Raw genomic sequence first — 16,895 nt, forward strand, 5'->3', positions numbered from 1 at the left:
GCCGCCAATCGATGTCCCGAAGTAAGTAGCAAAGGCTACCCTTAATGAGGTGAGGGTATCAACACTGTGAGCCCCCGTATAGCGGTCGACCCCACGGAGCGATGCGACGTATGTCATAGTTTTGCCCCCTCGCTCGCGTCATCCCCTTCGGCGGCGACTGCAGCCTCGATCACGTCGACCAACTGACCTGCCCATACGCGGACTGCACCCGCATCGACGCGGTCGGCACGGAACCCGAGAGTTGCAAAGACAGGCCCATCGCCCACCGGCTCGTAAAAACTCAACGTCACATCCGCATCGGGCACTCCCACCGGAATCGGTACGAGAGAACCGAAGTCGCCGAGCCCGTCCAAATCCGCCTGCTGGTGATGGATCACCATCACCTGAGGTCTCATGGACGCCGGATTACCCAGCGCCTGCTCGACATACACATATGAGACGTCCTGATTGCTCAGCGCTTCCAGATTGTTTTCCCGGATGCGAGCCAGCAATTCTGCAAACGTCGGACTACCGGACGTATCCGTGCGCAGGAGAACAACATTGAAGAACGATCCGATCATCGGTTCGAGACGGGGATCCGACCTGCCCGCAACCAATGAACCGATGGGAAGATCGGTACCCGCGCCGGCCTTCGTGAGAACGCTGGCCAGTGCGGCCTGCAGGACCATGAACATACTCGTGCCGGTGCGCGCAGCCAGGGCGTCGATTCCGGCGTGCAGACCCGCGTCGATGTCGACGGCGATCACGTCACCTCGAGGCTCCGAGTCACGTTCCGGCAACGGAAGATTCACACTGGTCGGTATTCCGTCGAGCGCATCCCGCCAATATGCAAGTTGCTTCGACGCACGGCTGTCGACGTCTCGGGGGTCTCCCAACAGCTCGTCCGACCACACGGTGTAATCGGCGTACGTCAATGCAAGCTCGTCCCAAACCGGTTGATCTCCCTGCGACCGGGCTGCATAAGCAGAGACCAGATCTCCCAACAGCGGCACTACTGACCACTCGTCGACGGCGATGTAGTGCATGACGAGAAGCAGTGTCCTAGAGCCGTCTTCACCAAGCACCAGATGAACCCGCAACGGTGATTGCTCACGCAGATCCATCGGAAGTTGAGCCAGTTCGAACACCACTCGACCCACATCGCCGGCGCCGACATCGACCACATCGACAGTCGGACGCACCGATTCTCTTGCCACGACGATGCCGTCGACCTCGACGAAGGTGGTCCGCAGGGGTTCGTGCCGCGAAGTCACATCGTCCAAGGCGTGCCCGAGAATCTCCGGATCGATCTTCGATTTCAGGGTCAGCGCCAGAGCGTGGCTTGCTTGCGGTTGCGCGCCGGACACGCGGAACAACTCCCATTGACGACGTTGCGGCGCAGACAGACCCATCGTCTCGGGACGTTTCACCGCCGGCGCCAGGATCGGACGCCCACCTTCCGAACGCGCGACTACGGCCGCCAACTCCGCAACACTCGGCGCGTCGAATACGTCTCGAATACTGACGTCCACGCCGAACGCTTCCCGAATGCGACCGACCAGTTTCATCGAAGCCATCGAATGGCCGCCGAGTTCGAAGAAACTGTCGTGGACTCCGACGCTCGGTAGCTGCAGGATTTCCGCGAACGCAGCCGCAACCGTGGACTCCACTGCCGTGCGAGGAGCAACATCACCCGCCAGCTCCGACCAGTCCGGAGTGGGCAACGACTTGCGGTCGAGCTTTCCGTTGGGCGTCAACGGCAGCGGACCGTCAAGGGCGACAACCATGGTCGGAACCATGTAGTCGGGCAACGACAGTGCCGCGAGGTTCCGCACTGCCGTCGTGTCGACGACGACACCGGGTTCCGGTGACACGTAACCGACCAGGCGCGTGATTTCGCCCTGCCGATCCGCGACGACCGTTGCCTGCTTCACCGAAGGATGGGCACTGAGAGCTCCGATGATTTCGCCCAACTCGATTCGGAAACCGCGGATCTTGACCTGATCGTCGACGCGGCCGAGGAAGTCGATGTTCCCGTCAGTGCGCCACCGCGCGCGGTCCCCGGTGCGATACATGCGATCGCCCGCGGTGAAGGGATCGGCGATGAATCTCTGCGCCGTCAGATCGAATCGGCCCAGATAGCCTCTCGCCAGGCCGCGTCCCGCGATGTACAGCTCGCCGGATACTCCCGGCGGAACCGGACGCAGTTGATCGTCGAGCACGTACGCCTGTTCGTTGGGGTCAGGGATTCCGATGGGCACGGGACCGTTCCAACCGGGTTCTGCCTGCCACAGTGTGTTGTTCACCGTGGCTTCGGTGAGTCCGTACGCGGCAAGCAAATTCAGCCGCTCCGCCCATCGCCCGATCAGCTCCGGTGGCACCGTCTCGGTTCCGACCAACACGGTGCAGCCCTGCGGCACTTCACATCCTGCCGGCAGAGCGGCCAGCAACGAGGGAGGGATGATCGCGTGGGTGACACGATTGCTCGTCATGAAATCGGTCAGCGCCGGACCGGCAACTCGTGCATTCTGCGGCACGATCACCAGGGTGCTGCTCGTGCACAGTGCCATCGCCAGCTCGAATACCGCGACGTCGAAGCCGACCGAAGCGAACTGCATCACCACCGAACCCGGTACCAGTCGCATCCGAACCTCAGCTGTGGCAACAAGACTCGGAATACCGTCATGGGAGAGGACGGCTCCCTTCGGCTTTCCGGTCGATCCCGAGGTGTAGATGACATAGGCAGCGTGGCTGACGCCAACTGGTGGCCGGGGAGTTTCGACGATCACTGCCTCGTCCAGTTCCGCACGGATCAGCGGATCGTCCAGGAGAATTCGCTCGACGCCGACCACATCCTCGATCCGCGAGCTTTCCTCCGCAGTGGACAGAAGTACCGAGGCGCGGGAATCGGTGAGCATGTATGTGATGCGCTCGCTCGGGTGACTCAAATCCAGGGGTAGATACGCGGCCCCCAGCTTGAGCACGGCGAGGACCGACGCGACCATTTCCACCGAGCGCGGGACGGCAAGCCCCACCACGTCTTCGACCGACACTCCGCGGCGATACAGCACGCCGGCGATCCGATCACACTGCTCGGAGAGTTCGCGGTACGTGGCCTGCCCCGCCTCGTCGCGCACCGCAATCGCCTCGGGCGTAGCAACGACTCCACGCGCGAAAGCGTCGTAGAACGTCTCTTCCGGCACGTCGACGGCGGTGTCGTTGAACGAGGTGACAACTTGCTCGAGTTCGCCTGGCAAGAAGATGTCGATGTCGCCGATCTCGATGTCGGCCGATTCCACGACTGCCGCGATCACCGATTCCAATCGGCTCGAAATTCGCTGTGCTGTTTCGCGATCGAAGAGGTCGCTGCCGTATTCGAGTCGGACGTCGATGCAGCCTTCGTCGCCGAGGTACTCGGTGAAGTTGAACACCAGATCGAACTTGGCCGTGTACTCCTCGAGTTCGAACGAATCGCCGCCCATCTCCTCGCGGCTGTGATAGCCGACCATGACCTGGAACAGCGGATTACGTGCCAAAGTACGCGACGGATTGAGGCGCTCCACCACCGTTTCGAAGGGAACGTCGGCGTTGGCGAAGGCCTCGAGATCTCCCTCGCGAACGCGATCCACCAACTCCCGGAACGTCGGATTACCTGACGTATCCGTGCGCAGCACAATCGTATTGACGAAGAAGCCGACCAGTTCGTCGAGTCCCTGCTCACTACGTCCGGCGACGGGAGCGCCGAGGGGAAGGTCCTCACCCGCTCCAAGCGCAGTCAGCAACGCCGCCGACGCCGCGTGCAGAACCATGAACATCGAACTCCGGCTCTCGCGCGCCAGATCTCGCAGTGCAGCAGTTGTCTCCACGCCCAACCGTGTCACCACTGCACCACCGGAGAAACTCGGTCTGGCCGGTCGACTCCGGTCGGCGGGAAGCAGCAGTTCTTCGGGGGCTCCGTCCAAACTCTTCGCCCAGAAGTCCAACTGCGTGCTCAGGATGCTCGACGGATCGTCGGCGCTGCCGAGTAATTCCCGTTGCCACAGGGTGTAGTCCGCGTACTGAACCGGTAGCGGTTCGAAAATTGGATCTTCGCCCTGGATCCGAGAGGAGTAGGCCGACATCAGATCGCGCAGGAATGGCCGATCGGACCATTCGTCCGTTGTGATGTGATGCAGGACGATCACGACGATTACGGCACCGTCCACCTCGGCACCGTCTACTCGGATCAGACGGGCGCGAATCGGAATCTCGTCAGACAGGTCGAACGGACGACCCACTGCCACGGCAATTTCACCGGCGACACCGGATTCGTCTCGATGAACTGTCTCGACCGGAATCGTCGCCGATTCGAGAATTATCTGCTCCGGCGATCCGTCCACCAACCGGAACACCGTACGCAGGGATTCGTGTCGTTCCACGACGTCGCCGAGCGCCGCGGCGAAGACGTCCGCGTCCAGTGTGCCGTCCAAACGGAGCACGATCGGGAAATTGTAGGCCGCGGAGTTCTCCTCCATCTGTCCGATCAGCCACAATCGCTGTTGAGCGGCAGAAAGAGGAAGGTGGTCCGGCCGCGGCTTCGCTACCAGTACCGGTCGCGTCGCTCCCTGCTCGGCCACAATACGTTCCGCAAGTTCCGCCACCGTCGGCGCTTCGAAGAGATCACGCATGGTCAGACTGTTCGGAATGGCGATCCGAGCTCGACTGATCAGCTTGGTGGCCAGAAGCGAGTGCCCACCGAGGTCGAAGAAGTTGTCGTCGACCCCGATATCGCCCACATCGAGTACGTCGGAGAAGAGGTCGCAGAGGACCTCTTCCGTGTGGTTACGCGGTGCGATCGACTCCCCACTCCGCTCCCCCAGCACCGAATCAGCGGTGGGCAGTGCCTTGACGTCGAGCTTGCCGTTGACGGTCATCGGTAGCGTCTCCACCTCGATCACCACGGCCGGAACCATGTAGTCGGGTAGGAGAACTCGCGCCTGCGCGCGGTAGTCGTGCCCGGCGCCGAGTCGCACGGGCGTCACGTAGCCGACGAGCCTCTTGACTCCACCTGCCCCGACGTCGACCACCACTGCCGCTTGCCGCACATGTTCGTCGGATTCGAGAACGGAGACGATTTCGCTCGGCTCGATGCGGTGACCTCTGATCTTCACCTGATCGTCGGTGCGGCCGAGGAAGTCCAGGTTGCCGTCACCGCGTCGCCGCACGAGATCCCCGGTGCGGTACATACGTTCTCCGGTCCCAGCCGGATCTGCGACGAAGCGCTCGGACGTGAGCGCGAAGCGTCCGAGGTAGCCGCGAGCCAAACCGGCTCCGGCAATGTACAGTTCGCCGGCAACTCCATCGGGGACCGGACGCAGCCAGCCGTCGAGAATATGCGCGGCGGTGTTCCAGATCGGTTTGCCGACGGTCGGGGTGTCACTGTCGGACGTTCCGCCACCGAGCGTGTTGATCGTGTATTCCGTCGGACCGTAGAGGTTGTAGCCCACGGTTCCCTCGGTGTCGCGCAGCCTGTTCCACACCGAATCCGGAACGGCTTCACCGCCGAGCAGGACCAACGGCGGGCGGTGGTGTCCCACACCGTCGTCGAGAAGCCCGCTGTCGATCAGGTGCGTCGCGTAGGTCGGTGTCACGTTGACGACGTCGATGTCCAGTGCGTCGCAGTATGCAACGAGTGCCTCGGCATCACGACGCAGATCTTCGTCGCAAATGTGCACCTCGTGGCCTTCCACGAGCCACAGAAGTTCCTCCCACGACATGTCGAAGGCGAAGGACACGGTGTGCGCGATCCGCAGGCGCCGGCCCGCCGCGGCGATCACGGGTTCGAAAATCGCCTCGCGGTGGTTGAACTGCATGTTCGTCAAGCCGCGGTAACCGGTGACCACGCCCTTGGGCTTGCCGGTCGAACCGGAGGTGTAGATGACGTACGCGGGGTGGTCGAGTCGATGCGGTGCCCCCGGGGCGAATGCTCCGAGTTCCGACGCGGAGAGTGCCCGCGCCGAGATCGTCAGTCTCCTTGCTGCTGTATCAGGTTCGTCGATCACGATAGTGCGGACGTCCGCACCTTCGAACCTCGGTGAGGCCGAAACGGTTGTCAGCAACACGACAGGATCCGCGTCGTCGATCATCACGGCCAACCGTTCGGCCGGATGGTCGAGTTCGAGGGGTAGGTAGGCAGCACCCGTGCGCAATACCGCGAAGAGCGCGACGACCATGTCCACAGAACGTGGTAGGCCAAGAGCGACAATCTTTTCCGGGCCGGCGCCGCAATTGATCAGCAACCGCGCCATCCGGTTGATCTCGCCGTCGAGATCGGCGTAGGTCATCCGGCGCTTCCCGAACACGAGTGCCGTGTCGTCCGGTTGCGCCGACGCGACTTCTTCGAACAGGTCGGCAATGGTGCGCTCCGGCAACTCCCGGATCTGCGTCTGCTGCGCTACTGCGGGAACCGGAGACGCAACAACCGATCCCGTCATGTCCTGCGACCAACTCTGCAGCAGGTCGACGAAGTGACGCAGTAGGTCCTCGGCCCGGCGCGCGGTCACCAGATGCGGATGGAACTCGAACTTGACGTTGACGGTGGCACCCGGTGTGACCACGACGGTCAGCGGATAGTGCGTGTGATCGATACTGTCGCTTCCACTCACGTCGTGAGCGGCGTTGAGCGCGTGGACTTGCCTCTCGTCCACGAAGTTCTGCAAGACCATCAGCACGTCGAAGAGTTGACGATGCTCGGAAACACGCTGGATCGATGCCAAACCGAGGTAGTCGAAAGGCATCAGCGAAAGTCGATCCGCCTGTGTCCGACGAAGAAGTTCCTCGACGCTCTCGTTCGGATCCAGTTGCAGCCGAACGGGAACGGTGTTGAGGAACATTCCCACCACGGTGTCGATTCCCGGTACCTCCGGTGGCCGTCCGGCAACCGTGGAGCCGAAGACGACGTCCTGTCGACCGGTGGCCGACGCCAGCACGAGGGCCAGCGCTGCATTCAGTACCGTGTTGAACGTGACGCCGGACGCGGCAGCGCGCTCACGCAACGCACGCGAAAGCGTTTCCGACAGAACCGCATCGCGGCGATCCGGAAGCTGAACTTCGACGCCGGGCATCGGCTCGGCAACAAGCGTCGGCTCCTCGAGTCCTGCGAGCGCTCCGCGCCACCCCTCGTCGGCGGCTGCACCGTCGCGATCGGCCAACCAGGCGAGGTATGTCTCGAACGACCCCTCGGGTTCGCCGAATGCGCTGTCGTCGCCGCCGGTATCGTAAAGCGCCAGAAGCTGACTGACGACAAGGCCGTTGGACCAGCCGTCCCACAGCAGGAACTGCCTGTTGATCACCAGACGATCCTGGCCGCCAGGCAGATGCAGCACACTCATACGCCACAGCGGCGGCGCGGTCAGGTCGAATGGCGTCACTCGGTCTTGGGCGGCGACGGCCTCGGCACGCTCACGAGCAACCGAGTCGTCGAGTTCACGGAGATCGTGGACGACGACCGGAACATCGAGTCCAGCGCTGAAGAACTGCACCGGCTCGTTCAGCCCTTCGCTCACGAAACCCGCTCGCAACGTGGGATTTCGTCGTTGAAGTGTCCGGGCGGCCGCAGCCAACCTGTCGACATCGAGGGTGTGCCCGAAGTCCATCGAGAACTGTGCCGTGTAGATGTCCCCACCACTGCTGCTGTCGCTGCTGCCCGCGTAGCCGGCTTGGAAGTACAGGCCTTCCTGCAACGGTGAGAGTGGGAGGATGCTGCTGACACCTGCCGGACTCGCATCGGCTATCGCGTCGATCTCGGTCTGACTCAGGTCGAGCAACGTCACATCGGACGGGGTCAGAATGGGAGGCCCGGCGTGACGCGCGGCCGCAGCCGCCAGATCGCCGAGGGCCGAAACCCAGCCGTCGGAGAGTGACTGCGCGTCCTCCTCGGACAAATCTTCACTTGCCCAGGCAAACTCGGCGCGGAGCCCCGAATCCACGCTGACGACATTCACGATCAGTCGGTACGGGCCTCCCATGTCTGCGTCGGGATCGGTGGACAAGGCTTCGGATTCCGCTGCCAAGGACCATGCTGTCGATCCAGCTGTCGTCGTACGTCCGAGATAGTTGAACAGGATCTGAGATTCGGAGCGCCCCGCCAATGTCGATGCCGTGCGGGCATTCACGTATCGCAGCATCCCGTAGCCGATACCGCCGTCCGGAGCCGCCCGCAGGCTCTCCTTCACCTCGCGTAGCGTGTCCACCGGGTCGATTCCGCCGTGCAGTCGCATCGGGGCAATCGTGGTGAACCAGCCGACCGTTCGCGACAGATCGATGCCCGCCACCAACTCCTCCCGGCCGTGCCGTTCGAGATCGACCAGCAATTCGTGCTCACTGCGGCCGGTGGAGCGGCGCCAGCGATCGACGGACATCGTCAGCGCTGCCAACAGAACATCCGTTCCCTCGGCACCCACCATTGCCGCAACCGATCCAAGTGCTGCCTCGGAGATTGCTCCGTCCACCGTGACCGTGCGCCTCGAGCCTCCGGATACGACGGCATCGCCCGCGGCGTCGGGGATCAACTGCGCGCCCGGAGCGGTCACGGTCAGCCAGTGATCGAGTTCGGCGAATCGATGAGCACTGTATGCGTGTTCGGCCACCGTACGGGAGAAGGTACGCAGCGAAGTTCCGACGGCATCCAGTGCGGCGGGCTCTCCGGCTTCGACTGCCACCCAGGCCATCGCGAGATCCTCGAGCAGGGTTCCCCAGGAAACCCCGTCCACGACCAGGTGGTGCGCGACTATCGCGAGTCGGCCCAGACTCTCAGCGCCGCAATCGAACCAGACCACCGAGACCATCCGCCCTGCAGACGGATCCAATCGACTGGTCGCAGTTTCAGAGTGCTCAGTGACGAGTCTTCGCAACTCGGAGTCATCCAGTCCCCGAGCATCAACGCGTTCGACCAGGTTCGCTGCCCGGACACTACCGGGTTCCTCGATCCGCGCCGACCACATCCCGCGGTCATGTCGGATCAAGGTTTGGCGAAGTCCGTCGTGGTGATCGAGCACGGCCTGCAAAGCGCCGGTGATCGAACCGAGAGATGTTGCCGGAGAGTGGATCAGAACTGCCTGGTTGAAGCGGTCGGTACCACCCGTCCATTCGGACAAGCGGTGAACCACCGGCAGCGGAACCAGCTCACCCACGCCGATGTCGGCCGTGACGGTGGCATCCGAGGTGGCGACATCACCCACCGCTGCAGCGATCGCAGCGGGAGTGCGCAATTCGAAGATCTGACGCGGGGTCAGCACTACCGAATCACGACGAGCCAGGTTGACCAGTCGGATCGCCAGGATACTGTCGCCGCCGAGAGTGAAGAAATCGTCGCGCACCCCGACACGGGGCAGTCCGAGAACCGTCGCGAAATGCCCGGCGAGGAGGTCTGCAACGCCCGAGGAAACCACTCCCGTCAAGTCGCCCACCTGTGCCGCAAAATCCGGTGCAGGTAGTGCTTTTCGGTCGAGCTTGCCACTCGGGCTCAGCGGCAGCGACTCGAGCCGCACGAAGGCACTTGGCACCATGAACTCCGGTAGCACTGACAACAACTGAGCTCGAACCGCAACATCATCAGCATCTCCGACCAGGTAGGCGACCACCTGTGCGCGGTTGCTCGGACCGTCGGTTCGGACGATCACGGCACTTGCCGTGACTCCGGGGCACAGCGCCAATTGCGCTTCGATTTCGCCGAGTTCGATTCGGAATCCACGAACCTTCACCTGCTCGTCGGCACGGCCGAGGTACTCGAGAACGCCGTCGGCATTCCACCGCACGATGTCACCGGTCCGGTACATCCGCGAGCCGCCGTCGCTGTACGGATTCGCCACGAATCGTTCGGAGGTCAATCCCCCACGTCCGTGGTAACCACGTGCCAGTTGTGGCCCTGCCAGATAGAGCTCACCGGTGGCACCGGCCGGGACGTTCTGCAGGTAGGGATCGAGAACCAACAGGCCGGTGTTGGCGGCAGGTGCGCCGATCGGGACGCTGACGGCGTCTGCCGGAGTTTCCTGCACCGACGGCTGCCAACTGACGTCGACGGCGGCCTCGGTGGGGCCGTAGAGGTTGTCCACCAGAGTATTCGGCAGGATCTCGGAGACCTTGCGCGCAACGTGAACGGGCAGTGCCTCGCCGCTGCAGTTGACGATCTCGAGCGAAGAGCACAGTGCTGCTTTCGGCTCCGCGAGAAACACGTCGAGCATCGACGGAACAAAATGCACTCGGGTCACGGAATGTTCGACGATGACGTCGGCCAGATAGCCAGGGTCCTTGTGCCCGTCCGGCTCGGCCATCACGAGAGTTGCCCCCACCAGGAACGGCCAGAAGAATTCGGGAACGGAGACGTCGAAGCTCGACGGGGTCTTCTGCAGCATCCGGTCGGAGACGTCCATCGGACGTATCTGCTGTGCCCAGAGCAATCGGTTGACCACACCCTCGTGGTTGACCACAACGCCTTTGGGGCGACCGGTCGAACCCGAAGTGTAGATCATGTACGCGGCATCCGCGGGCGATCCTGGGACACTCAGCGGATCGGCGGGGAACTGCGCCGACTCCGATACCGTCACCCGCGGAACCGAACCCGAATCGAGTGAAGAGTCTTCCGACACCACGACACACACAGGATCGGCGTCACCCAGCATGTACGTCAGCCGCTCCGCCGGGTAGCCGGTGTCGAGGGGAACGTATGCTCCCCCGGCCTTTCCGATGCCGAGTATCGCGACCATCAGATCAAGAGAGCGAGGCAAGGCCACCGCTACCAACGATTCGCGTCCGACGCCACGTTCGCGCAGCAGATGCGCAAAACGATCAGCGCGAGAGTGAAGTTCGGCGTAGGTCAACGACTCTTCACGGAAGATCACTGCGGTGGCTTCGGGCGTACGCCCGGCTTGATCCTTCAGCAGCTCGGTCAGCGTTGCGCGCGGCCGATCCAAGGCCGTGCCGACGCTCCCCGGCTGTGCGGGTGCCAGCGCGATCCGGCCGATGACCTGATCGAGATCGCGCGAGAGCTCGGTGAGTACGACTGCGAGAGTTTCGGCCAGCGACGCAGCGGCGTCGCCGTCCACCTGAGCAGCGTCGTACTTGAGCTCCAACGCCAATCGATCGCCGGGGACGACGATCAGGGTCAACGGGTAGGCCGGTCGCTCGTCGAATCGAATTCCCGTCAGTCGCACCGAGTTCGTCGGATCAGCGATTGCCGTGTCACCGAGTGGATAGTTCTCGAACACGACGAGTGATTCGAAGTCCTGCTCCAGTCCGCCGGTCCGTCGCAGTTCGGGTAACCCCAGGTACTGATGGTCGAGTAGTTCCGATTGTTCCCTCTGCCAACGGGAAAGCGCTTGCGCGGCTGTCTCTGCCGGATCGAACCGCAACCGAGCCGGCACGGTGTTGATGAACAAGCCCACCATGGACTCGATCCCGGGCAGGTCTCCACCGCGTCCCGATACGGTCGATCCGAACAGCACGTCTGTTCGGCCGGTCATTCGGCCGAGCACCAGCCCCCAGGCGCCGTGCACGAGCGTGCTCAGCGTCAGGCCATGGGAGCGTCCGTTGATCGCCAGTGCGCGAGTATCACTGTCGGACAGCTCGACTCGGGTGGCACAGACGCCGCTGCTGCCCGCGCTCGGCGCGGGAAGTTCGACCGCGGGCCCGGGAGAGTTCAGCGCTTCTCTCCACACCGCTGCCGAGGCCTCGTGATCGTGGCCGGCCAACCATTCGAGATAGCTGCGGTACGGCGCCGGAGTCGGGAGCACCACGCCGGAGTCGCCAACGCTGTACGACGCCATCAGCTCCCGCAGCATCACCGGAACCGACCATCCGTCTGCGACCGCATGGTGAATCGACTGCAGCAGAAGGTACTTCTCCGAAGAGGCACGGACAAGCGTGTAACGGACGAGCGGCGGTTGCGCCAGGTCGAACCCGCGCGCGCGGTCGGCGGAAAGCAGTTCATCGACATCGGCGCCGGCCACCTCGACTACCGCCATCTCCACGACAGCGCTCGGGTGCACCACCTGCACGACCCGGCCGTCACCCAGGACCGAGAATCCGGTGCGCAGCGCCTCATGCCGATCGACGACGGATTGCAGCGCGCGGCGCAACGCCGCACTGTCCACGGCTCCGGTCAGTTCCACAACCTGTTGCACGACATACTGATCGGCCCCCGGATCGGCAAACGCCGAATGGAAGTAGATCCCTTCCTGCAGCGGAGTGAGTGGGAGAATCTCTTCAGCCTTCGGTAACCCGTCCACGTCTGCCTGAGCGAGCGCCACCAGAGGGTAGTCCGAGGGTGTGGCTCCGCCGAAGGCTGCGAGCCCGGACACGGCCTCGAGCGAGTCCAGCCACAACCGCGCAAACCTGTCGATGTCGCTACGCAGGAAGATGTTCGACGCCCAGGTCAGGGTGGCTCGCAGTCGTGGTCCACCGGCGGCGTCCTCGGCTACGACGTCGACAGACAACGCGTGTCCCAGCGGCATGGACGGATCGGCAGCACCGTCCATCGACACCGGGAACCAGTCCCCCTCCGCTGCGGCAGTACGTCCCAGGTAGTTGAGCACCACCTCCGGCGCTGCGACGCTACCCAACTGATCCGAGCTGCCCAGGTATCGCAATGCTCCGTACCCGAAGCCGGCGTTGGGGACGCGTCGAAGTTGCTCCTTGACGCTCTTGAGAACCCCCGCCAACTCGCCGCTCGCGTCGAGATCCGGAGCGGCTGTACCGATCTCGAGCGCCACCGGGAACACTGTGGTGAACCATCCGACGGTACGAGTCAGGTCGACGTGCGCAGCGCCGTCACCGCGAACGATGTCCTCGTCGCGTCCGTGCCCCTCCAGGTCGATCGTCACCGATCCGGCACCGCTCCAACGGGTCAGCGCCACGGCAAGTGCGGTGACCAGCACTTCGCTCACATCGGCTCCGAACGCCCGTGGGACACTGCCCAACAGCTGATCTGCAAGTTCTGGAGGTAGGGTGATCGACCGCGCTGCAGCGGTGCGCGCGAGGTCAACTGCCGGGTCGAGTGCCCGACGGCCGAGAGATGCCCGTTGTGCGGACGTCACCGAGTCCCAGAACTCGATTTCCGAGTCCAGTCGCCCGGCTCCGACCGCATCCGAGACGAGTTCGGCGTACCTTCGCACCGACGTGCCGACCGGAGCGAGTGCGGGTTCGTCGCCATTCATCGCTGCGATGCCGGCGCGCGCGAGGTCCTCGAGGATGATGCGCCACGAGACGCCGTCGACCACCGCGTGGTGGATGACAAGCAACAGCCGTCCGGGACCGGTCACAGGGCGGAACAGAACAGCGCTGACCATCGTGCCGTCGGCCGGATTCAGACGGCCGACAGCTCGCTCGGTCTCGGCGACGATCAGCGGTCCGCATTCTTCGAGCGGTGCCGGTAGTGCACGGGTCTCGAAGACCACAGCCACTTCGTTTGTCTCCGGGACGAGCAGTCTTCCTTCGGGCGTCAACGTCGCACGAAGTGCATCGTGGCGCGCCACCAGGGCGTCGAGCGCCGCCTGGACATGCTCGGACGTCAAGGCTGACGGCGTCTGAATCAGCGCTCGCTGGTGGAAGGTTCGTACTGCGTCCGACACTCCGAGAACCCTGGCGGCAATCGGCGTCGTGGCTACGTGGCCGATCGGTTGGTCCGCGTGGTCGACGATCTCAGCCACTCGGGAGGACTGGGCACGCGCCATAGCCTCGGCGGTGCGCAGTTGGAACACCTCGCGAGGACTGATCGACAAACCGGCAGCACGAGCCGCGGTCACGAGTGAGATCGCGACGATGCTGTCGCCGCCCAGTGCAAAGAAGTCGTCGGTAACGCCGACCGAATCGAGGCCGACTGCCGACGCGATCAACGTGCAGAACTGTTGTTCGACTTCGTTTCTCGCAGCGACATGTGCACTCAGTTCGGCGAGATCGGGCTCGGGTAGCGCGCGACGGTCGAGTTTGCCGTTTGCCGTGAGCGGAAACTTGTCGAGGACGGTGACGGTGGTCGGGACCATGTAGTCGGGCAGCTTGCTCGCAGCCCACTCGCGAAGCTCACGTGAGTCGATCGCGAGGTTCGTCCCCGACGCTGCGCTCACGTAGGCGGCGAGATACTTTGCACCTGTTGGTGCTTGGCGCACCAGAACTGCCACGTGACGCACTGCGGGGTGCGAAATCACGGCGGCTTCGACATCCTCGAGTTCCAGGCGCATGCCGCGGATCTTCACCTGATTGTCCGTGCGTCCGAGGAAGTCGAGGGTGCCGTCGTCGGTCCATCTGGCCAAGTCACCGGTGCGATACATGCGGGATCCGGCCAGATCACCTGAGACGAAGGGATCCGCGACAAAACGAGATGCGGTCAGTGCCGAAGCACCCACGTATCCGCGTCCCAGCAGGAAGCCCGCGGCGTAGAGTTCGCCGCCGGTGCCGATCGGAACCGGCTGCAAGTCGCCGTCCAACACGTAGAGGCGAGTGTTGGGGTTCGGGCGACCGATGGATGTGGCGATTCGTTCCGCGTCCTCGCGGTAGATCACATGGGAGACACCGATGGTCGCTTCGGCCGGGCCGTAGCCGTGATACAGCGTCGTGGACAGTTGATCGCGGAACCGATCGAAGAGTTCAGGCGTGAGAACCTCACCGCCGCACCACACGTGCTTCAACGAATCGAGCTGATCGGTCTCGTTCGCCAGGTCCAGCAGTATGTCGAGCATGGACGAGACCAGGTAGGCGAAGGTGACCGATTCTCCGGCGATCAGGTCGAGCAGGTATTGCGGGTCGCGTTCCCCCTCGGGCTTCGCGATCACCAATCGACCGCCGGAGACGAGCGGGAGCAGGATCTCGTTGATCGAGATGTCGAACGAGAGTGGGGCTTTGAACAAGGAGGCATCGCCGGACCCGAACCCGAGAATCCGCTCCCGCTGCCACAGCAACCTTGCGCAGATTGCCTCGTGGCGGATCATGGCGCCCTTCGGACGTCCGGTCGAACCGGACGTGAAGATGACGTATGCGAGTTGGGCACCGTGAATACGAATGTCGGAGGTCATTGTCTCGGACAGGTCCGAGGGCCCGTCCTCGTACGCCCACGCGGAGAGATCGACCGGAACGGAGTCGTCTACACCGTCCGAGGTGAGCACCAGTGTGGCGCCCGCGTCGGCAAGTACCGATTCGCGGCGTTCGGCAGGCCATGACGGATCCAGCGGAACGAAGGCACCACCGGCACACATGACGGCCAACAACCCCACCACCATCTCGGCAGATCGCGGAAGGCCGATCGCCACAACGGTTTCGAGGGCAACACCGCGAGAGATCAAGTGCGCTGCTAGCTGCGATACCCGACTTTCGAGTTCGGCGTAAGTCAGCCGGACGTCGCCGTCGACCACGGCGACAGCGCCCCGATCGGCAGAGAAGCTGCTGCGCAACAAATCCGGCACCGTCGTCACGGGCTGCGGCTCTGCGGTGTCGTTCCACCCGTGGAGCACGAGTTCTCTCTCCGCGAGCGACATGGGGTCGAGTGCCGAGATCGGAAGCTGCGGCTCGGCTACGAATCGATCGACGAACTGTTCGATTCTGGCGGTGTGATCGGCCAACTCCCTGTCGAATCCGGCCGGGGCGCGGACGTCGATCTCGATCGGTTCCCCGTCCTGACCACCGCGCACACTCAGATCCAGGTCACTGACTCGACCGGTTACCGAATTACGCACGCGCACCGGGCATCCGCCGAAGGTGAGTGTGTGTTCGAACATCATCGAGTTGATGCCGGGGCCGAAGACCTGACGGTCGGGATCGATCGCCCGAATGTCGCGAGCGAGATCCTCACCTCGGTACCGCCCGTGCTTGAGAATCGAGACCAGGGCGGTGTCGAGACGAGTTGCCAACTGGCCGATGGTTTCCGAGCGTTCTACCCGAATACTCAGCGGCAAAATCGTCGACGCCATCGAAGGAGTGCGACGCATGTCGCGCCCCACCCGAGCGGCCATCGGTACCGAGACGACAACGTCGTGCTTTCCGGTGGTTCGTGCGATGTACGCGATCAGCGCGGCCATGGGCAGGCGAGTTCGTCGAATCCCGGCGTCGGCCGCATAGCGGTAGAGCTGTGCCGCGCGATCAGCGTCGAGCGTGAGTATCGCCGAGATCGGCGGCAGCGAATCATCCACCTGCCCATGCAGAATCCGCGTCGCTTCCGGTCCCGATTCAACGCGTTCGACCCAGTACTGACGGTCGGTCTGGAATCGCGGAGAGTTCCGGTAATCCAGATCGGCTGCAACCACGGCGTCGAGTGACCACTGCGGCGCGGCAGTCCCGAGATTCGGATCGTCGTATCGCTCGGCGACGTCGGCGACGATGAGCGAGATGCCGTACCCGTCGATCACGCTGTGGTGATAGCGCTGATACCAGATGACTCGGTCGTCAGCGGTCAGCAGAAGCACCTGGCGGAACAGCAGATCGTCCGGACCGAAGACCCGAGCCATGTCGGTGTCCATCCACGACTGCGCAGTCGAATCGGGATCCGCCTCGGCCCGAAGGTCGAGAATTTCCACGTCCCAGCGCGCATCCGGAATCGGCACCTGGATCAGCTGGTTGTCGGCATCGACCTCGAAGTGCACGAACAGCGCTTCGACGCGTCCGACGCTGGCCTCGATCGCCGCTGCCGCGCGCTCGACGTCGATCGTGCCGTCGACCTCGACGACAAGTCCGATGTTGTAGACCGGACTGCTCGGATCCACGTTCTGAGCAACCCACACCTCACGCTGAGCGGCCGTCGCCGGGAGCGCTGCGTCCAGATCGGCACCGCCCGATACCGCCGGGTGAGCTACCTGAGAGTGGTCAGACATCAAGAATCCGATCATCGTCGTTCATGCTCATCGAACGACGAACACCCTCGCAAGTTTAGGGTAGGCTACCCAGGAACGTGAAGGTGC

Annotated in this window: 1 protein-coding gene; it reads right to left on the reverse strand. The window is 63.5% G+C overall.

Annotation, left to right across the window (positions count from 1 at the left end):
• Nucleotides 1-113: 113 nt before the first annotated feature.
• Nucleotides 114-16,823 (reverse strand): amino acid adenylation domain-containing protein, encoded by a 16,710-nt coding sequence (locus ABH939_RS11265; RefSeq protein WP_404649629.1) that lies wholly within the window; start codon nt 16,821-16,823, stop codon nt 114-116.
• Between the last annotated feature and the right edge of the window lie 72 nt (nt 16,824-16,895).

This window comes from Rhodococcus sp. 27YEA6 (assembly GCF_044908235.1).
Classification (GTDB): domain Bacteria; phylum Actinomycetota; class Actinomycetes; order Mycobacteriales; family Mycobacteriaceae; genus Rhodococcus_F; species Rhodococcus_F qingshengii.